Raw genomic sequence first — 19,448 nt, forward strand, 5'->3', positions numbered from 1 at the left:
GTCCGCACCGCGTACCCGTGCACCGGGGGCCGACACAGGGTTTGCCGGACGGAAGTCGGGAGACCCGGTTCCGACCCCCCGCGCACCTCCCTTGGGAAGGACATGGCGATGGTGCTCCTCGCCGCGCTCATACCGATCCTCATGCTCGCCGCGTTGCTCGCGCTGGGCAGGTACGAGGAACTGATGCTGCCGGAGCCGGAGGGCGACGGGCTCGAACCGGCCGCTGCTTCGCCCGCCCCGGCGGGAACTCCCGCACCTTCGCCCTGAAGCCCTGCTTCACCCAGGACGCCCGGTCGGGGTCGCGCCGGAGGACCGATGTGACCGTGCTTTCAGGTGGCGTGCGGCGGGGTCGGTGCGGAACACCCGGACGGCGGGGCCGTCCGCCTTCAGCCCGGCCCACCAGGCGGCCTCGACGTCCTCCGGACGGCCGGTCCGGGGAGGCGAACCTCGCGCCGGACACCCTGCGGGCCACTCGAGGTGTTTGTCCCGCCGGGCCGGGGGCAGGCGCACTCACAGTGCTTCGGACCGGAGGCACCTCCGTGGGAGCGGCGATCGGCCGCCTCGGCCACGCCTGTCCGCACCCGGAAGCGCTCCCCACGCCGATCGTCCACCAGAGCACGATCTAGGGAGTTGCGACGCACATGCCCACTCCAGTGAGCGCGAAGCACCACCCGCACGACGACGCCCCCGACACCGCCGAGGCCTTCCGCCGCCTTGCCGCACTGCCCCCGGGACCCGAGCGCGACACCCTGCGCGGACAGGTCGTCGAGGCCTGGCTGCCCATGGCCCACCGGCTCGCCGGCCGCTTCCGCAGCCGCGGCGAGAGCTACGACGACCTGCGCCAGGTCGCCGCCCTCGGCCTGGTCAAGGCCGTCGACCGCTACGACCCCGAGCGCGGCAACGCCTTCGAGAGCTACGCCGTGCCCACCATCACCGGCGAGATCAAGCGGCACTTCCGCGACCACATGTGGACCCTGCACGTGCCGCGCCGGGTCCAGGACCTGCGCAACCGCGTCCGCTTCGCCTCCCAGGACCTCGCCCAGACCATCCCGGGACGCCGGCCCACGGTCGCCGAGATCGCCGCGCACGCGAACATGAGCGAGGAGGACGCCCTGGTGGGCCTCGGGGCCCTGGAGAGCTTCACGGCCCTCTCCCTCGACGCCGAACTGCCCGGCAGCCAGGACGGCTACTCGCTCGCCGACGCCCTCGGCTCGGCCGACCCGGCCCTGGACACGGTCGTCGACCGCGAGTCCGTCAGGCCCCGGCTGGCCGCCCTCCCGGAGAGGGAACGCGCCATCCTCTACATGCGCTTCTTCGGCGACATGACCCAGAGCCGGATCGCCGAGCAGCTCGGCATCTCCCAGATGCACGTGTCCCGGCTGATCAGCCGCTGCTGCGGACGGATGCGCGAGCAGATCATGCGCGACGCGGCCGGCTGACACGGGCGCGCCGCGGCGACCGGGCCCGCGGAGACCGGCGTCACCCACTCGGCCCTGCCCGTCCCGCCAATGGCCTCCGGCCGCGCGCGGGACGGGCAGGGCCGGGCTGTGATGGCCGTGGGTGCGACCGTCGTGCCCCCGGCCCGGTCGTCGAGACCCCGACGCCCGACGACGGGCCCCGCAGCCGTCGGCCGAAGGAGTCCGCCCCATGCGCCGCACCGCCCGTCTCCGGGCCCTGTCCGTCGTCCTGCCCGCACTCGGGATCGCCCTGGGCGCCGCGCCGAGCGCCTTCGCGGACCCGGCCGCGGAGGTCAGCCCGAGCAGTGTCCAGCCGGGCGGCAGCGTCACCGTGTCGGTCTCCTGCGATCCCGGCACCGGGACACCGCCCGCCACCCTCGACGCCACCTCCGACGCCTTCGAGTCGCCGACCGTACGGCTCCAGTTGGTGCCCGGCGACGACGACCAGGTCTCCGGGCCCGCGTACAGCGGCACCGCGCGGATCGCCGCCGACCAGGAGCTCCAGGAGGGTACAGGCGCTGACGGCACGGACTCCGCGTGGACCGTCGACGGCACCTGTCCGACCTCGGACCGCGCACCGGGCAAGACCTGGACCGCCACCTTCACGGTCACCCGCGGCCCCGCCACCGGCTCAAGCCACCGCCCGTGCCCGCCGCCGCGCACCGAGACGCACGCCGAGCCGCGCAGCGAGACGTACACCGATCCGCGCACCGGGACCTACCCCGAGCCGCGCACCGAGAGCTGCGGCACCGCGGTCGTCCAGAGCCCCGTCCGGGCAGGACAGGGCGGCTCCTTCACCGACTCCGTGCCCGCCCTGGTCGCGGGCGGTCTGCTGATCGCGGGCGCGGCCGCCGGTGCCGTGTACCGACTGCGCCGCAAGGCCCCGACGGCGGAGCTCTGAGGACCAAACCTCACCTTCGTGTGACAGGCGCAACCAGTGCGGGCGCTCATGGGCAGACCGTCCGGTGGGTACTCGGAGCGCGAGGAACGCGCCCGGCGCGGGGAGACGAGACGGCGGACAGCGCCTTGCGGAGGTGAGCATGCGGACCGACCCGGAGGGCCACGGCCCCGTCCGCTACGGCCCTCCACTGCCCGACGACGGGCTGCCCGTCCTGCCGGAGCTCACCGCCGTCCTCGCCGCCGCGGCCGCCCGCCCCCGCGCCGAACCCGTCGGCGGCGGCACCCCCCTCCTGGAGGCCGCCTGCGGCTACGCGGCCCGGCGCGGACTGCCCGCCGAACCCGACCACGTGGCCGCCGCCCCCGGCGCCCCGGCCCTGCTGCTCGCCCTGACCGCCGCGCTCGGCGGCGACGTCCTGGTGCCCCGCCCCTGTGCCGCCTGGTGGGCGCCGTACGCACGCCTGTTGGGCAGGCCCGTCTTCCACGTGGCGACACCGGCCGAGTGCGGAGGCGTCCCGGATCCGTACGCCCTCCTGGAGACCGTGCGCCGGGTGCGCGCCGAGGGCGGCGACCCCCGGCTGCTGGTGCTGTCCGTCGCCGACGACCCCACCGCCACCGTCGCCCCGCCCGAGGTGCTGCACGAGACCGTCGAGGCCGCCGCGGCCGAGGGCCTGCACCTGGTCAGCGACGAGACCTGGCGCGACACCGTGCACGCCCCGCGCGAGACGGTCCTGCTCAGCCCGGCCGAGATGCTGCCCGAGCGGGTCACCGTCGTCACCGACCTGGCCGGCAGCCTGCTCCCGACCGGCTGGCCCGCCGCCTTCGCCCGCTTTCCGGCGGGCGGCAGCGGCGACGGTCTGCGCGCCCGCGTGCTGGACATCCTGACCGCCCTCGGCGCCCACATCGCCGCCCCCGTCGCCGCGGCCGCCGCCCACGCCCTCGCCGAGCCCGAAGCGGTCACCGCCCGCCGGGCCGCCGTAGGACACCTCCACGCGCGCGTGGCCGCCGCCGCGCACTCCGCGGTCGTCGGCGCGGGCGCGCTCTGCCGGCCCCCGCGGGCCGGCCGCCACCTCTACGCCGACCTCGGTCCGCTGCGGCCCGCGCTCGTCGCGCGGGGCGTCGGCGACGCCCAGGACCTGGAGGACTTCCTCACCGCCCGGCTCGGCATGCCCGCGCCCGGCGGCCACCGCTTCGGCGACGACCTCGGCGCGCTGCGGGTGCGGCTGTCCACCGGCCCCCTGCTCGGCGGTTCCGACGAGGAGCGCGCGGAATGCCTCACGTCACCCACGCCGTTGGAACTGCCACATGTGCAACGCGCGTTGAACACCCTGGAGTCGGTCCTCGACGACCTCCGCGACGACGCTCAGCGATGGGAGCCTCCTCGATGACGCAACAGTCCGAGTCGACCACCAGCACGCGAGTGGCCGACGAGCCGCTGGCCCCGTCCTCCCTCGCGCCCGCGTCCCCGCCGCTTCCCGAACCACGCCCGCTGGGCGAGCGCAGAGCGTGGCCGAAGTCCTTCCACGACCGCCTGACCGCCCCGCTGCCCGGCCTGAAGGCCATGGCCCGGTTCGCCCGCGAGGGTGCCGTACGCCCCGGGCCCGAGGGTCTCGCCGACATCCGGCGGCTGCCGTACGCGCCCGGCCCGGTGCCCGCCGTCGACGCCGACACGGTCGCCGTCTCCTGGGCGGGGCACGCCAGTTGGGTGGTGCGGATCGGCGGTCTGACCGTCCTCACCGACCCGGTCTGGTCCCGCCGCATCCTCGGCACCCCGGCCCGCATCACCCCGGTCGGCATCGACTGGGACGCCCTGCCCCGCGTCGACGCGGTCGTCATCAGCCACAACCACTACGACCACCTGGACGCCCCGACCCTGCGCCGCCTGCCCCGCGACACCCCGGTCTTCGTCCCGGCCGGGCTGGCCCGCTGGTTCCACCGCCGCCGCTTCACCGCGGTGACCGAGCTCGACTGGTGGGAGGCGGCCGAACTGGACGGCGTCCGCTTCGACTTCGTCCCCGCCCACCACTGGTCCAAGCGCTCCCTCACCGACACCTGCCGCACCCTGTGGGGCGGTTGGGTCCTCACCGCCCGGGACGGCCGGCGCGTCTACTTCGCGGGCGACACCGGCTACGGCCACTGGTTCGCCCGCATCGGCATGCGCTACCCCGGCATCGACCTCGCCCTGCTGCCCATCGGCGCCTACGACCCCCGCTGGTGGCTCAGCGACGTGCACTGCGACCCGGAGGAGGCGGTGCGGGCGGCCCAGGACCTCGGCGCGAGGAGGATGGCGCCGATGCACTGGGCCACGTTCGTGCTGTCGGCGGAGCCGGTCCTGGAGCCGCTGACAAGGGTGCGGGAGGCCTGGGAGAAGGCGGGCCTCAATCGCGAGGACCTGTGGGACCTGCCCATCGGGGCCTCACGGGTCCTGGAGCGCCCTTAGGGGCGCGGCGGACAGTTTCCGAGGTGCGGCTCCGCCGCGTGGGTGCGTGACCGGCCCCGCGACAGCCGCACCTCGCACCCTCACCCCCCGGCCCGAACCCGCTTCCACGCACTCGGCGCCACGCTGATCGCCACGGTCAGCGCGACCGCCGCGAGCACGCCCTCCCAGGGCTCCTCGAACAGCGATCCGCCCAGGATCCCAATGAGCTGGTACGTCACCGCCCAGGCCAGACAGGCCGGCAGATTCCCTCGCACGAACCGCCGCAACGGCCACTCGGCCATCAGACAGGCCAGCATCACCGGAATCCGCCCGGCCGGCACCAGCCGGGACAGCACGAGCACGGCCACCCCGTGGTCGGCCAACTTGCCCTGCGCCTGCGCGAGCCGCTCCTCCGGCGCCCGGGACCGGAGCGCCTCCAGCCACCGCGAGCCGTTCTTCGACTTCATCCCGCGCCGCCCCAGCCAGTACAGGGCGATGTCCCCGAGGAAGGCCGCCGTGGAGGCCGTGGCGAACACGAACAGCAGGGACAGGGGCGCCGTCTGGTGGAACGCCACGACGGCCGCCGAGCTCACCAGCGCGCCCGTGGGCACCACCGGCACCAGCGCGCCGAGGAAGACCAGCAGGAACAACGTCGGATACCCGATCGCCTGACCGGCGGCCCCGGGCGTCGCCCCCGTGGTCGCGGCCGCGAGCCACGTCACCGCGAGACCCCCAGCCGCACGCTCTCCCCGTGCTCCAGCCGGTGCACGTCCACCTCGGGCGCGAGCTCCGCCGCCCGTCGCACGAACTCCGTGCCCGGCGTGTGGAACTCATGCGGGCGCACCGCGTCCATCCCGATCGGCCAGTACGTCCCGTAGTGCACCGGCACCGCACTGCGCGGCCCCAGCCGGGCCAGCGCCTGGGCCGCGCGCCCCGCGTCAAGGTGCCCCTCCCCGAGATAGGGCCCCCATCCGCCGACGGGCAGCAGCGCCACGTCGACCGGCCCGACCTCCTTGGCCATGTCGTCGAACAGCCCGGTGTCCCCGGCGAAGTACGTCCGCGCCGAGCCCTCGACGACGTAGCCGAGCGCGGGGGAGCGGTGCGGTCCCAGCGGCAGCCGCCGCCCGTCGTGCCACGCGGAGACCGCGCGTATCAGCAGGTCGCCGACGCGCCGCTCGTCGCCGGGCGCCACCTCGTCCACCCGCAGGTGGGTGAGCCGGCGCAGCCCCGGCACCTGACGTGGTGCGCCCCGGGGCACGAGCAGGCGCGTGCCCGGCTCCAGGCGCGCCAGCGAGGGAACGTGCAGATGGTCGGCGTGCAGATGGGAGACCAGGACCACGTCCGCGCGCCGGGCGTCGGGCGGGGGTACCGCACCGCGGCGCCGGCGCAGATGCGCGAGCCGGCGCGCGAACAGAGGGTCGGTGAGCACGCGTACGTCCGAATCCGTGACCGTGCAGGTGGCGTGGCCCCACCAGGTGATCTCCACCGGCACCTCTTTGCCTCCTTCGCGCGACTCCCCGAAGCCTACGGGCTGGAGTAGGGTCGGCGGCGAAACCCGGAGGTGAGGGGGACACCATGGGAGCCTTCCGCGTCACGGCGATCGCGAGTCTGACGCCGCTCGAGGAACTGGACGCCGATCCCTTCCTGGTGGACTCCCGCAGCCAGCACGCCATGTGCGCGCGCTGGGCCGCGGAGCGGGGGTACACCGTGCGGCGGGAACTGCTGGTGCGGGGCCTGCGCGCCGACCACTGCGTGCTGTGGGACGGGGTGCGGGCGGGCCGGGACCTCTTCGTGGCCCCCAGCTTCCGCGTCCTCGCGAGCGCCCTGTCCTCCGTGGAGGAGTTCACCGCCGAGTGCGCCCGCCGCGGGGTCCGGGTCGAGACGGTGGGCTTCGCGGAGCCCCACTACGACGCCCAGATGAAGGCCAGGGTGCACCGCAGGCTGTCGATGCCGACCGCGGGGTACGACGGACGCTGACGTCCGGCCCGTATGACACGCTGGTCCCAGCGCCCGCACCGACGACGGGCCGGGACGTGAGGTGTGCGGGGCGTGGGTGCGGGGCGTTGGCGACGGGCGGCCAGTCAGGTCGGGCGGAGCGTCACGGTGTGGGCCGTCTCCACCCTGACGATGCTGGTGCTGGCGGGCATCCTGCCGGACTTCCGGCTCCAGTCCCCGACCGGTGACAGCGCGACCCGGATCGCGGTCACGGCGGCGTTCGGCGCCGGTGCCTTCGGTGTGCTGTCGGCCGTCGTGTGGCCGCTGCTCGTCCGGCTCTTCCTGCTCGTGCCGACGCTGGTGCTCGGGCTCCTCGTCTTCTTCCTCAACGGGGCGCTGCTGCTGCTCGCGCTGCGCCTGAACCCCGCCGAGCGCGGCGACGCCGCCCCGGAGACCGCGGTCGTGGTCGCCGCCGTGATGTCCGCCGTCGCCTCCGCCACCGGCGGTGCCCTCGCGGTGCGCGACGACGACGCCTACCGGCGCCGCCTGTACCGTCTCGCCGACCGCAGGCGCCGAGGCGGCCCCGTCGGCCCGGCCACCCCCGGCACGGTCTTCCTCCAGCTCGACGGCGTCGGCCACGACATCCTGCTGGCCGCGGTCGGCAGGGGCCTGATGCCCACGGTCGCCCGCTGGATGGGCCACAACGACACCCCCGGGCGGGCCGTGCGCCCCACCCACCGCCTCACCTCCTGGCGCACCGACTGGTCCAGCCAGACCGGCGCCAGCCAGCTCGGCATCCTGCACGGCAGCAACCACGACGTCCCCGCGTTCCGCTGGTACGAGAAGGACCGCGGCGAGGTGATGGTCTGCAACCGCCCGACCAGCGCCGTCGAACTCCAGCAGCGGGCCGTGCAGCAGGCGGGCCACGGCGGACTGCTCACCGTCGACGGCGCCAGCCGCGGCAACCTCTTCTCCGGCGGCGCCGAGGAACAGGCCCTCGTCCTGTCCATCGCCACCCGCCGCCGCAGCCGCGAGACCCGATCCCGGGCCGGGTACTTCGCCTACTTCTCCGACCCCGCCAACGCCGTGCGCACCGCCCTGTCCTTCTTCGCCGAGGTCGGCCGCGAGATCGGCCAGTCGACCCGCGCCCGGATCCGCAAGGAGCGCCCGCGGGTGGGCCGCGGGGGCCTGTACCCGCTCGTCCGCGCCTTCGCGACCGTCGTCGAGCGCGACGTCGTGGTCGCCGCCGTCATGGGCGACATGCTCGCGGGCCGCACCGCCGTCTACGCCGACCTCGTCGCCTACGACGAGGTCGCCCACCACTCCGGGCCGGCCGGCCGCGACGCCGCTAAGGTCCTGCAACGCCTGGACCGCTCGCTCGCCCTGATCGAGAACGTCGCCGAGCACGCCCCGCGCCCGTACCGGATCGTCGTCCTGTCCGACCACGGCCAGAGCCCCGGCGAGACCTTCCGCACCCGCTACGGACTCACCCTCGGCGACCTGGTCCGGGCCGGCTGCGGGCTGCCCGTGCCGCGCAGGGCCGAGCGCACCCACAGCGGGGCCGAGGCCCGCGCCGCCGTCCGGGCCGCGCTGCGCCGGCCCGGCAAGGAGGGACGCGGGGAGCACCGGCCCGCCCGCGGCTCGGAGCCGATCGTGCTGGCCTCCGGCAACCTCGGACTGATCTCCTTCCCCGACGTGCACCACCGGATGAGCAAGGAGGAGCTGGACGCCCGGCACCCGGCCCTGCTGACCACCCTCGCCAACCATCCCGGCATCGGCTTCCTCCTGGTGCGCAGCGAGGCGCACGGCGGGGTGGTGCTCGGCCCGTTCGGCACGGAGATCCCGCTGGACCGGCTGGACGAGGACCCCGGGCCGCTGGCCGACTTCGGACCCGGCGCGGTCGAGGCGGTACGGCGGACGCACTCCTTCCCGCACACCGCCGACATCATGGTCAACTCCTGGTACGACCCGGCGGAGGGGGAGGTGCTGGCCTTCGAGGAGCAGATCGGGTCGCACGGCGGGCTGGGCGGGGCGCAGGGGAAGCCCTTCCTGTTGTCGCCGCTCGCCTTGTCCGCGCCGCCGGACGGACTCGCCGGGGCCGAACAGGTGCACAAGGTGCTCCGGAGGTGGCTCGACGAGGCCGGGGGCCCTCAAGTGCCGTTGGAGAAGTCCGAGGAGAAGGCCGCGTAGTTCCCGGACTGCGGGCCGGTGAGGGCTGGTCGCGCCCACGCGGCGGAGCCGCACATCGACACAGCCCCGCGCCCCTGGTGGGTTCCGACGCCCTGAGAAAATCGGCTGCGGCTGTTCCGCTCGACGCGGACACTGTTCGAGTCGCCCCCTTCTCGAACACTCCCAGGAGCCACCGCTTTGCAGGCTGCCGTCACCGTTTCGCCCTCCAGGATCCCCGAACTCCTCCTCGGCCTCGCCACCGTGCGGCCGGTGTTCGTCTGGGGCGCCCCCGGCATCGGAAAGTCCTCCCTCGTCAGGGAGTTCGCCGCCTCGCTGGGCCTGGAGTGCGTGAGTCTCCTCGGCACGCAGCTCGCCCCCGAGGACCTGATCGGGGTGCCGCAGATCCGGGACGGCCGCTCGGTGTTCTGCCCGCCGGAGTCCATCGCCCGCGACGAGCCGTACTGCCTGTTCCTGGACGAGCTGAACGCGGCCGGCCCGGACGTGCAGAAGGCGTTCTACTCGCTGATCCTGGACCGCCGCATCGGGGACTACGAACTCCCCGAGGGCTCCATCGTCATCGGTGCCGGGAACCGGGCCACCGACAACGCGCTGGCCCGGCCCATCGCCTCCGCCCTCGTCAACCGCCTCACCCACGTCCACCTGGAGGCGTCCGCGAAGGACTGGCTGGTCTGGGCCGCCGAGAACGGCATCCACCCCTGGATCCTCGACCACCTCACCGACCGGCCCGACCACCTGTGGTCCAAGCCGCCGAAGACCGAGGAGCCCTTCTCCACGCCCCGCTCCTGGCACATGCTCTCCGACGCGCTGCACTCCTTCGGCCGGGACCTCGACGAGGAGACCCTGAAGGTCCTCGCGCACGGCACGCTGACGCCCCGGCACGCGACCGCGTTCTGCGGCTACGTCAAGATCGTGCGCAGCCGGTTCGGCATCGAGGCGATCATCAAGGGCGACGCCCGCTGGCCGAACGGACCGGCCGACCGCGACCTGCTCTACTACCTCGCCGAGTCCTTCCGCGGCCGCCTGGTCAAGGAACTCCCCGCCAGCAAGGAGCACATGTCGGCGAACGGCCGGCAGACCGCGTACCGCGCCAAGTCGCTGCTGGTCCAGCTCGCCGAGATCTCCGTCGAGGTCGCCCAGACCGTCATCGCCTCCGATGCCGACGGGAACCCCGTTCTGCCGTCCTGGTTCCTCGTCGAGGCCGCCCGGGACATGCCGCGGCTCGTGGAGGCGCGGCGGTGAGCCGCGGTCCCGAAAAGAAGAAGAAGCGGGACCTCGCCGGTGAGGCGTTCGCCGAGGGCATGCGGCTGCTCAGGGCCAACCCGGCCCTCGCCGCCGTCGAGTTCGACGTCTGCCGCAGGGAGGACTGCCGGTTCGCGCCCCGCGACGGGCTCGTGGTGGCCGACTCCGACGGAGACCTGCACGTCCAGCCGCACCGCCTCGCCGAACCCGCCGCCTGGGCCTGGGCGCTCGCCCACGCCGTCCTCCACCTCGGCTTCGGGCACGTCCCCGCCGTCAAGGACGAGCGCACCCAGCCCGACCGCTTCGACCTCGCCGCCCGCTGCGTGGTCGTCAACCGCTTCCTGCTCGGCTTCACCATCGGCGAGACCCCCGAGCACCTGCCCGCCTCCTACCCCGACGGCGACGAGGAGCAGCTCGCCGCCCGCTGGCGGCGCGACGGCATCCCCGCCCCCTTCGAACACTGCGGCACCGCGGGCCCCGACCCCGACCAACTGCTGCTGCGGTGGACGGGCTGGTCCCAGCCGCCCGACTGGCAGCTCGCGTTCGCCACCGCCCTGACCCGGACCGTGTCGGCGGCGATGGACATGGCCGGTGGCCGCCGCGACTCCCTCGACGGCGAGCTGCCCCGGCAGCGCCCCTGGCAGCGGGCCCTGAGCTGGTTCATCTCCTCCTACCCGCTGCTCGGCGGCATCGCGGCCGGCATCACCCTGGTCGCCGACGCCGAGATCGCCCGCGCCCACGGCATCGCCGTGGCCGCCGTCGACACGGCGGCCGCCGAGATCTACATCAACCCGCTGCGCCGCCTCGACGACGACGAATGGCGGTTCGTCCTCGCCCACGAGATGCTGCACGCCGCCCTGCGCCACGGCGACCGCTGCGGCACCCGCGACCCCTACCTCTTCAACGTCGCCTGCGACTACGTCATCAACGGCTGGCTGCACGAGATGCAGGTCGGCACCATGCCGGAGGGCCTGCTCCACGACCCCGAGCTCACCGGCCTGTCCGCCGAGGAGGTCTACGACCGCATCGCGGGTGACCTGCGCCGCATGCGCCGGCTGGCCACCCTCCGCGGCAAGGGCACCGGCGACATCCTCGGCGGTCCGCTCGGCTCGCCCCGCGACTACGTCGACCTCGACGAGTTCTACCGCCGGGGCCTGGGTCAGGGCCTCGACCTGCACCAGCGGCAGGAGCGCGGCTTCCTGCCCGGCGGGCTGGTCGAGGAGATCCGCGCGCTCAGCCATCCGCCGCTGCCCTGGGACGCACAACTCGCCCGCTGGTTCGACGAGTTCGTGCCGAGCCCGCAGCCCGTGCGGTCCTACGCCCGTCCCGCGCGCCGTCAGTCCGCCACCCCCGACATCCCGCGCGCGGGCCGGTACTTCCCGCCCGAGGAGACCGCCCGCTGCACCTTCGGCGTGGTCCTGGACACCTCGGGCTCGATGAGCCGAACCCTGCTCGGCAAGGCGCTCGGGGCGATCGCCTCGTACGCCGAGGCCCGCGACGTACCGGCCGCCCGGGTGGTGTTCTGCGACGCGGCACCGCACGACGCCGGCTATCTGCCCGTGACCGAGATCGCCGAGCGGGTCCGGGTGCACGGCCGCGGCGGCACCGTCCTGCAGCCCGGCATCGACCTGCTGCAGCGCGCCGACGACTTCCCCGCGGGCGCCCCCGTGCTGGTGATCACCGACGGCTGGTGCGATGTGCTGCGGGTGCGGCGCGAGCACGCCTATCTGATCCCGCAGGGCGCCAGGCTGCCGTTCACCGCACGGGGGCCCGTCTTCCGGGTGAGCTGAGCCGTAGTGTGTGATCGGATGGATCCCGCACTCCCGTCCGCGGGACCACAGGAAAGGACTGATCGTGGCTACCACGCGCTCCGCACACACCGTCTGGGAAGGCAACCTCCTCGAGGGGAGCGGTGTCGTCAACTTCGACTCCTCCGGTGCCATCGAGGCACAGCCGGTCACGTGGGCCTCGCGCTCCCAGGACGCCAACGGCAAGACCAGCCCCGAGGAGCTGATCGCCGCCGCGCACTCGAGCTGCTTCTCGATGGCGCTGTCGCACGCCCTGAACGGCGCGGGCACCCCGCCCACCAAGCTCGTCACGTCGGCCGACGTCTCCTTCCAGCCGGGAGAGGGCATCACCGGCATCCACCTCACCGTCGAGGGCACCGTGCCGGGCCTCGACGAGGACGGCTTCGTCGCCGCCGCCACCGACGCCAAGGCCAACTGCCCCGTCAGCCAGGCCCTGCAGTCCGTGCCGATCACGCTGGACGCGAAGCTCGCCTGAACCCCGGGGCACCAGTCGCGCAGACCGCTCGTCCGGGGCGGTCTGCGCGCTGCCGCACTCGGGCGGGCCAGGGCGGGGAAGGGGACGCGATGATCACGGGAACAACGTCCGGCGGCACGGCGGAACTCGACTCCGGCACCCGCCGACTCACCCGCGTCCTGGTGCTGTTCAGCCTCAGCGGCACCCTGGACCCGCCGGGGCCCTCGCTCGGCAGCCTGGTCGACCGGTTCGACTTCGGCCGCTTCGCCCTGCACCTGAAGTCCAGCGAGGCGGTGCTGCCCGCGCCGGTGCTCGTGGCGGACGTACCGCCCGGGGAGCTGCGGCTGCCGCACGGCGACCACGGACTCGCCCCGGCGTCGGCCGAACTCGTCGTGCTCACCGCCCCGCGCGGTGACATCACCCTGGTCCTCGACTGCGAGTTCGCCGGCCGCACCCCCTCCGACGCCCTCGCCGCGTGGCTCGCCGACTCCTGCTTCGACCGGGACCGGATCACCCTCGGCGGCCGGCCGCTGCTCGACGCGCTGCGCGAGCGGCTCGTCCCGCGGGAGCCGCTCGCCTTCGGCCAGAACGTCCACCAACTCGTGTTCCCCGGCGGCGAGTTGCGCGAGGAACTGCTCGCTGCCGACCCGGCCCGGCAGGCCGTCGTGCTCAGCGAGCTCGTGTACCGCGGCCGACGGGCCACGGCGGAGCCGCCCCACCTCAGGAGCCACGGCAGCACGCTCTCCGCGCACGGCCGCGGTGTCTCCGTCCACGCCGGCTGGGCCGAGCACGTGGAGAACGGTCTGACGCTCGTCGCCGTCGGGATGGTCTCCGCGCTCGCCGTCCTCCAGCGCACCCGGCTGGCCGCCTTCGCGACCATGCGGGCGAACGAACAGGCCTCGGCGAGCTCCCCGTACGAGATCCGCTCGCTCATCTCGCGACTGTCCGCGGGGGTCAACGAACTCCAACTGGACCTGGCCTTCGGGGTGGAGGCGTACGTCGACAGCCTGCTGATCCCGGAAATGGTCATGGAGGCCTTTCAGTCCTCCCTGCGGGACGCGCTCGGCATCCGCGACAGCCTGGGCAACTCGGCCCGCATGGTGGAGCGGCTGACGTCGGTGATCAACGCCCGCTCGGCGGCCCTGGACGCGGAGCTCTCGGAGCGCGACGACCGCCGGGACCGCACGGTGTCCGTGCTGGTGGCGATCGCCACGCTGATCGCGCTGCCGCCGACGCTGCTGCTCGGGTTCTTCGGCGCCAACGCCTCCACCGTGGACCCCCATCGCTCCGTGTTCGACCCGCGCTACCTCCCGGCGTACGTCCTGGCCTGGGTTCCCTTCCTGGTGCTCGCCGTGATCGGCTACGTCCGGATCATCCGGGCCGGCCGTCGCTCCGGCTCGCTGCTCCGCCAGGCCGCCCCGGTTCCCGCCCAGCGGCCCCCGTCCGGAAGCTGACCGCCGTATGCCACGACGTCCCGCCGTCTCCGCCCACCGGGGCGGCTCCGAGCGTGCCGGCGCCGCGACCTGGGAGGCCTACGAGGACGCGATCGCCTCGGGGGCGGAGTACGTCGAGTTCGACGTCCGGCGCACGTCCGACGGCGTCCTCGTCGTGCACCACGACGCCCGGGCCCAGGGCACCGGCCCGTTCCTCCACGAGATCACCCACGCCGAGCTCAGCGCACGGGCCGGGCACGCCGTGCCGGTCGTCGACGAGGTGATGGCGCTGATCGCGGGGAAGCTGGTCGGGCACCTGGACCTGAAGGAGAGCGGCTACGAGCGGGAGCTGATCGACCGGGCGGTGGCCCTGCTCGGCACCGACGGCTTCGTCGCCACGACCCTTCAGGACCGTTCCGTCGCCGCCGTCACGCGGGCCTTCCCCCGGGTGCGCACCGCGCTGTCCCTGGGGCGCGACCGCAAGGAGATCGCCCGGTGGCGCCTCGCCGGCACCCGGCTGAGCGAGCTCCTGCCGATGCGCCGGGTGCGCGCCTGCGGCGCGAGCGGGGTGGCCGTGCACCACCTTCTGGCCCGGGTCAACGTGCTGCGCGAGGCGGTCCGGCACGACCTGTTCACCATGGTGTGGACGGTCAACGACGACGCCCGCATGCGGGCGTTCCTCGACCATCCGCGGGTCGACGTCCTGGTCACCGACCGGCCGCGGCGGGCGGTCGCGCTGCGCGGGGGACCGCACGAGGAGCGCGTGCCGGGGTACTCGTCCCACTGAGCAGGCCCACCCGCACCATTGACAAGAGCGCACTCAAGTTTTGTGCTGGAGTTCGGGAAGGCTCCCTGGCGGAACTCCTGGGCGAAACTCCTGGGCGGAACTCCTGGCGGAAGGGGACAGCGATGGGACGTGCGGTCGGGATCGATCTCGGGACCACGAACTCGGTGGTGGCCGTGCTGGAAGGTGGTGAACCCACGGTCGTCGCCAACGCGGAAGGGGCCAGGACCACACCGTCGGTCGTGGCCTTCGCCAAGAACGGCGAGGTGCTGGTGGGCGAGGTCGCCAAGCGGCAGGCCGTCACCAACGTCGAGCGCACCGCGCGCTCGGTGAAGCGGCACATGGGCGACGGGAGCTGGCGCTTCCCGGACCAGGGCTCGATCGACGGCACCCGGTACCGGGCGCAGGAGCTGTCCGCGAGGGTCCTGCAGAAGCTGAAGCGGGACGCCGAGTCCTATCTCGGCGAGGACGTCACCGACGCCGTGATCACGGTGCCCGCCTACTTCGACGACACCCAGCGGCAGGCCACCAAGGAGGCCGGGGAGATCGCCGGCCTCAACGTCCTGAGGATCATCAACGAGCCCACGGCGGCGGCGCTGGCGTACGGCCTCGACCGGGGCGAGGAGCAGACGGTCCTGGTCTTCGACCTCGGCGGCGGCACCTTCGACGTCTCCCTGCTGGAGATCGGCGACGGCGTGATCGAGGTCAAGGCGACCAACGGCGACACGCACCTGGGCGGCGACGACTGGGACCACCGGATCGTGGAGCACCTGGTCAAACGCTTCAAGGGGCAGTACGGCGTCGACCTCGGCAACGACAAGATGGCGTTGCAGCGGCTGCGCGAGGGGGCCGAGAAGGCGAAGATCGAGCTGTCGTCGTCCTCGGAGACCACGATCAACCTGCCCTACATCACCGCCTCCGCCGAGGGGCCCCTGCACCTCGACGAGAAGCTGACCCGCGCGCAGTTCCAGGAGCTCACCGCGGATCTGCTGGACCGCTGCAAGACCCCCTTCCACCAGGCGGTCAAGGACGCGGGCATCAAGCTCTCCGCGGTCGACCACGTGATCCTCGTCGGCGGCTCGACCCGGATGCCCGCGGTGACCGAGCTGGTCAAGGAGCTCACCGGCAGGGACCCGCACAAGGGGGTCAACCCCGACGAGGTCGTGGCGGTCGGGGCGGCACTCCAGGCGGGTGTCATCCGCGGTGACGTGAAGGACGTGCTGCTGCTCGACGTCACCCCGCTGTCCCTGGGGATCGAGACCAAGGGCGGCATCATGACCAAGCTCATCGAACGCAACACCACGATCCCCACCCGCCGTTCGGAGATCTTCACGACGGCCACCGACAACCAGCCCTCGGTGGGCGTCCAGGTCTACCAGGGCGAACGTGAGATCGCCGCGTACAACAAGAAGCTCGGCGTCTTCGACCTCACCGGGCTGCCGCCGGCGCCCCGGGGCGTCCCCCAGATCGAGGTGGCCTTCGACATCGACGCCAACGGGATCATGCACGTGTCGGCGAAGGACCTCGCGACCGGGCGCGAGCAGAAGATGACGGTGACGGGCGGATCGGCGCTCCCCAAGGAGGACATCGACCGCATGATGCGGGAGGCCGAGCAGTACGCCGAGGAGGACCGGGGTCGTCGCGAGGCCGCCGAGACCCGCAACCAGGCCGAGCAACTCGTCTACCAGACCGAGAAGTTCGTTCGCGAGAACGGCGACAAGGTGTCCGCCGACACCCGGACGGAGGTCGAGTCGGCGGTCTCCGAACTGAAGCGGTTGCTGGAGGAGAACGCCGACACGAACACGCTCCGCGGCGGCGTCGAGAAACTCGCCACCGTCAGCCAGAAGATGGGCCAGGCCATGTACGCCCAGGCGCAGCAGCAGCAGCAGTCGCCGCAGGACGAACCGCCCTCCTCGCCGCAGGAGGAGGAGGGCGTGGTCGACGCGGAGATCGTCGACGACGAGAAGGACCAGAAGGGCGGCGCCGCCTGAGAGCCCGTCAGATCTCCGTCCGCTCCCACCCCCGCCGCTCCGGCCGCGGCCCCAACTGCTCGGGGTCGCGGCTGCGGTACACCACATACGGGCGGAACAGGTAGCCGAGGGGCGCGCTGAACATGTGGACCAGTCGGGTGTACGGCACCAGGGCGATCAGGGCCATGCCGACGACCGCGTGGACCTGGTAGAGGACCGGGACGCCCTGCATCAGGTCCGGGTCAGGTCGGAGCCGGAGGAGGCCCTGGGCCCAAGGGCCGATCGACTCACGGTAGTTGTAGCCGTCGCCGGAGGAATGGGTCAGCTTCGCCACCATGCCCAGCACGATCGCCGCCAGCAGGACGACGTACATGAGCTTGTCGTTGACCGTCGTCGCCCGGAACACCGGCGCCCTGGTGCGGCGGCGGTAGATCAGCAGGGCGATCCCGGCGACCGTCAGCGCGCCCGCCGCCGTGCCGCCGTACAGCGAGAACAGGTGGTAGGTGTGCTCGCTGATCCCGACGGAGCGTGTCCAGGACATCGGGACGAACAGGCCCACGAGGTGGCCCGCGAGCACGAAGAGGATGCCGTAATGGAAGGCGTTGGAGGCGATGTTCAGCAGCCTTGACTCGTAGACCTGGGAGGAGCGCGTGGTCCAGCCGAACCGGTCGTAGCGATGGCGCCAGACCAGGCCGGCGACCAGCAGGGCGACGGTGACGTACGGCAGGACGCCCCACAGGAGTGTGGTCATGAGCGCTGCCGGGCCGGTGCGGTCGGCAGCGTGGCGCACACGGCGTCGAGGACCGTCGCGTACGGCGTGCCGAAGTCGGTCAGCCGGGAGCGGAGCTGCTCCAGACCGTCGCGGTGCTCGGTGAGCAGGGCCAGGTCCCCGGTGCGGGCCGCGAACTCCAGCACCGCGGGCAGGAAGTCCGGCAGCTCCTCGCCGGTGAACTCGAGTCCGGCGGCCCGGTAGACCTCCTTGAACCGCACCAGCGACATCCCGCGCCGCCGGGTGTCCCCGTCCTGCCACCAGCTCAGGTACAGGCTGTGCCGGTTCCTGAAGTCGAAGACCCGCACGTAGTGCGCCGCCAGCTCCTGCGCGGGCGTCACCGCCGCGTGGTCGACGAACTCCCTGAGCTGCGGGGCCGCCTCGCGCAGCAGCGGCAGCCGCGCCCGGAAGTCGTCGTCGGGATACGTCAGGCAGAGCGCCGCCGCCTGGTAGAGCACTGCGTCCGAGGGCATCAGGCCTCCTCCGCGTCGTCCGTGGTCTGCCGCCGGCGCAGCGCGTGGAAGTTCTCCACCGACACCAGCGGCAGCAGCCTGCGCCCCGAGTCCTGCCCGAACGGCCCGTCGCCGCCCATCCCGGGGCCGTCCGCGTGGTCGAGGCTGCACTCGTCCGGCAGCGCCGACTCCTCCAGGCGCCGGGCGTCCCCGACGGCGGCCGTCGGGATCACGTACCGGTCCTCGTACTTGGCGATCGCCAGCAGCCGGTACATCTCCTCGATCTCCTCGGCCCGCATGCCGACGGCCGAGGCGACCGCCGGGTCCGGCGCGTCCCCGAGGTTGACCGCCCGCATGTGGGAGCGCATCGCGGCCAGCTTCTCCAACGCGGCCCGCACCGGGGCGACATCGCCCGCCGTGAACAGCTCCGCCAGGTACTCCAGCGGGATCCGCAGCGTGTCGATCGCACCGAAGAGATTGCCGGCGTCCTCCCCGTCGTGCCCGGTCTCCGACAGCGCGTCCACGACCGGCGAGAGAGGCGGGATGTACCAGACCATCGGCAGGGTGCGGTACTCCGGATGCAGCGGCAGCGCCACCCGGTACGTGCTGATCAGCGCGCGCACGGGGGAGCGGCGGGCCGCCTCCATCCAGTCGTACGGGATCCCCGCCTCCTCGGCGGCGTGCCGCACGGCGGGGTCGTCCGGGTCGAGGAACACGCTCAACTGGGCCTCGTACAGGTCCTTCTCGTCCGCCGCGGAGGCCGCGGCCGTCACCTTGTCGGCGTCGTAGAGGACGACCCCCAGATAGCGCAGCCGGCCCACGCAGGTCTCCGAGCAGACCGTCGGCAGCCCGACCTCCACCCGCGGGTAGCACATCGTGCACTTCTCGGCCTTGCCGGTGCGGTGGTTGAAGTAGACCTTCTTGTACGGGCATCCCGTCACGCACATCCGCCAGCCCCGGCACTGGTCCTGGTCGACGAGCACGATGCCGTCCTCGGCCCGCTTGTACATCGCGCCGGAGGGACAGGACGCCACACAGGCCGGGTTGAGGCAGTGCTCGCAGATCCGCGGCAGATAGAACATGAAGGTCTGCTCGAACTCGAACCGCACCTTGTCGGACACCTGTCGGCGGGTGCGCTCGACCATCGGGTCCAGGTCGCCGTGGGCCGGGGCGCCCGCGAGGTTGTCGTCCCAGTTCGAGGACCACTCGATCTTCATCGGCTTGCCGTCGAGCTGCGAGACGGGCTGCGCGACAGGGTAGTCGGCGCCGAGCGGGGCGTCGGTGAGGTTCTTGTAGTCGTAGGTCCAGGGCTCGTAGTAGTCCTTGATCTCCGGGAGCCTCGGGTTGGAGAAGATCCCGGCGAGCTTGTGCAGCCGGCCGCCCGCCTTGAGCTTCAGGGCGCCCCGGCGGTTGAGCTCCCAGCCGCCGCGCCACGTGTCCTGGTCCTCGTACCGGCGCGGGTAGCCCTGACCGGGCCGGGTCTCCACGTTGTTGAACCAGACGTACTCCATGCCCCGGCGGTTGGTCCACGCCTGCTTGCAGGTGACCGAGCAGGTGTGGCAGCCGATGCACTTGTCGAGGTTCATCACCATCGCGATCTGGGCCATGCAGCGTCCAATGGTGCCTTCGTCACGGGGCATG

General features: G+C 73.1%; 18 protein-coding genes. 13 read left to right on the forward strand and 5 right to left on the reverse strand.

Translation table 11 applies throughout. The annotated features are described in order from the left end of the window. The first annotated feature begins 102 nt into the window (after positions 1-102). From ACZ66S_RS17075 to ACZ66S_RS17095, 5 genes are all read left to right on the forward strand, one after another. The gene (locus ACZ66S_RS17075) at positions 103-267 is read left to right on the forward strand and encodes a hypothetical protein (protein ID WP_469902414.1); all 165 of its coding nucleotides are present in this window, start codon (positions 103-105) and stop codon (positions 265-267) included. A 374-nt stretch (positions 268-641) separates the two neighbouring features. Continuing rightward, a complete protein-coding gene (locus tag ACZ66S_RS17080; RefSeq protein WP_469902320.1) occupies positions 642-1,439 on the forward strand; it encodes an RNA polymerase sigma factor SigF in 798 nt (265 codons plus the stop codon). A 208-nt stretch (positions 1,440-1,647) separates the two neighbouring features. Beyond that, positions 1,648-2,358: a hypothetical protein gene (locus tag ACZ66S_RS17085; protein WP_469902321.1), complete on the forward strand. Its 711-nt coding sequence runs from the start codon at positions 1,648-1,650 to the stop codon at positions 2,356-2,358. Positions 2,359-2,497: 139 nt separating this feature from the next. Beyond that, entirely contained in the window at positions 2,498-3,742 is a 1,245-nt protein-coding gene (locus ACZ66S_RS17090; protein WP_469902322.1) for an aminotransferase class I/II-fold pyridoxal phosphate-dependent enzyme, read from the forward strand. Beyond that, complete coding sequence (locus tag ACZ66S_RS17095; RefSeq protein WP_469902323.1) at positions 3,739-4,794, forward strand: MBL fold metallo-hydrolase; 1,056 nt, start codon at positions 3,739-3,741, stop codon at positions 4,792-4,794. The genes ACZ66S_RS17090 and ACZ66S_RS17095 overlap by 4 nt, the downstream gene beginning before the upstream one ends. 80 nt (positions 4,795-4,874) lie before the next feature. Here ACZ66S_RS17095 and ACZ66S_RS17100 read toward each other — a convergent pair whose 3' ends face one another. Together ACZ66S_RS17100 and ACZ66S_RS17105 are read right to left on the reverse strand one after the other, a co-directional pair. Beyond that, positions 4,875-5,495, reverse strand: coding sequence for a DedA family protein (locus tag ACZ66S_RS17100; protein ID WP_469902324.1), 621 nt, complete (start codon positions 5,493-5,495; stop codon positions 4,875-4,877). Further along, positions 5,492-6,265, reverse strand: coding sequence for an MBL fold metallo-hydrolase (locus ACZ66S_RS17105; RefSeq protein WP_469902325.1), 774 nt, complete (start codon positions 6,263-6,265; stop codon positions 5,492-5,494). The genes ACZ66S_RS17100 and ACZ66S_RS17105 overlap by 4 nt, the downstream gene beginning before the upstream one ends. 83 nt (positions 6,266-6,348) lie before the next feature. Between ACZ66S_RS17105 and ACZ66S_RS17110 the strand changes: the two genes are divergently transcribed. The 8 genes from ACZ66S_RS17110 to dnaK all read left to right on the forward strand — a co-directional run bounded on the left by ACZ66S_RS17110 (position 6,349) and on the right by dnaK (position 16,607). Continuing rightward, the gene (locus tag ACZ66S_RS17110) at positions 6,349-6,750 is read left to right on the forward strand and encodes a hypothetical protein (RefSeq protein ID WP_053853152.1); all 402 of its coding nucleotides are present in this window, start codon (positions 6,349-6,351) and stop codon (positions 6,748-6,750) included. Between the two features lie 63 nt (positions 6,751-6,813). After that, positions 6,814-8,898 carry a phage holin family protein gene (locus ACZ66S_RS17115; protein ID WP_469902326.1) on the forward strand — a complete coding sequence of 695 codons (2,085 nt, stop codon included), beginning with the start codon at positions 6,814-6,816 and terminating at the stop codon, positions 8,896-8,898. A gap of 177 nt (positions 8,899-9,075) precedes the next feature. Further along, positions 9,076-10,137, forward strand: a complete 1,062-nt coding sequence (locus ACZ66S_RS17120; protein ID WP_469902327.1) for an ATP-binding protein — start codon at positions 9,076-9,078, stop codon at positions 10,135-10,137. 59 nt (positions 10,138-10,196) lie between these two features. Continuing rightward, entirely contained in the window at positions 10,197-11,927 is a 1,731-nt protein-coding gene (locus ACZ66S_RS17125; RefSeq protein WP_469902412.1) for a vWA domain-containing protein, read from the forward strand. 64 nt (positions 11,928-11,991) lie between these two features. After that, positions 11,992-12,420, forward strand: a complete 429-nt coding sequence (locus tag ACZ66S_RS17130; protein WP_469902328.1) for an OsmC family protein — start codon at positions 11,992-11,994, stop codon at positions 12,418-12,420. 89 nt (positions 12,421-12,509) lie between these two features. Then, positions 12,510-13,853, forward strand: coding sequence for a hypothetical protein (locus tag ACZ66S_RS17135; protein ID WP_469902329.1), 1,344 nt, complete (start codon positions 12,510-12,512; stop codon positions 13,851-13,853). A gap of 7 nt (positions 13,854-13,860) precedes the next feature. Further along, the gene (locus ACZ66S_RS17140; protein WP_469902330.1) at positions 13,861-14,619 is read left to right on the forward strand and encodes a glycerophosphodiester phosphodiesterase family protein; all 759 of its coding nucleotides are present in this window, start codon (positions 13,861-13,863) and stop codon (positions 14,617-14,619) included. Positions 14,620-14,741: 122 nt separating this feature from the next. After that, complete coding sequence (gene dnaK / locus ACZ66S_RS17145) at positions 14,742-16,607, forward strand: molecular chaperone DnaK (protein WP_469902331.1); 1,866 nt, start codon at positions 14,742-14,744, stop codon at positions 16,605-16,607. A gap of 7 nt (positions 16,608-16,614) precedes the next feature. On the opposite strand, the gene narI is transcribed toward dnaK, so the two are convergent. From narI to narH, 3 genes are read right to left on the reverse strand one after another with little or no spacing between them, the layout of a single operon-like run. Beyond that, entirely contained in the window at positions 16,615-17,337 is a 723-nt protein-coding gene (gene narI, locus ACZ66S_RS17150; RefSeq protein WP_469902332.1) for a respiratory nitrate reductase subunit gamma, read from the reverse strand. Beyond that, on the reverse strand, positions 17,334-17,828 hold the full coding sequence (gene narJ / locus ACZ66S_RS17155; protein WP_469902333.1) for a nitrate reductase molybdenum cofactor assembly chaperone: 495 nt from the start codon (positions 17,826-17,828) through the stop codon (positions 17,334-17,336). The genes narI and narJ overlap by 4 nt, the downstream gene beginning before the upstream one ends. Further along, on the reverse strand, positions 17,828-19,447 hold the full coding sequence (gene narH / locus ACZ66S_RS17160; RefSeq protein WP_469902334.1) for a nitrate reductase subunit beta: 1,620 nt from the start codon (positions 19,445-19,447) through the stop codon (positions 17,828-17,830). The genes narJ and narH overlap by 1 nt, the downstream gene beginning before the upstream one ends. Position 19,448: the final 1 nt, after the last annotated feature.

Source organism: Streptomyces sp. NPDC107471, assembly GCF_055582845.1.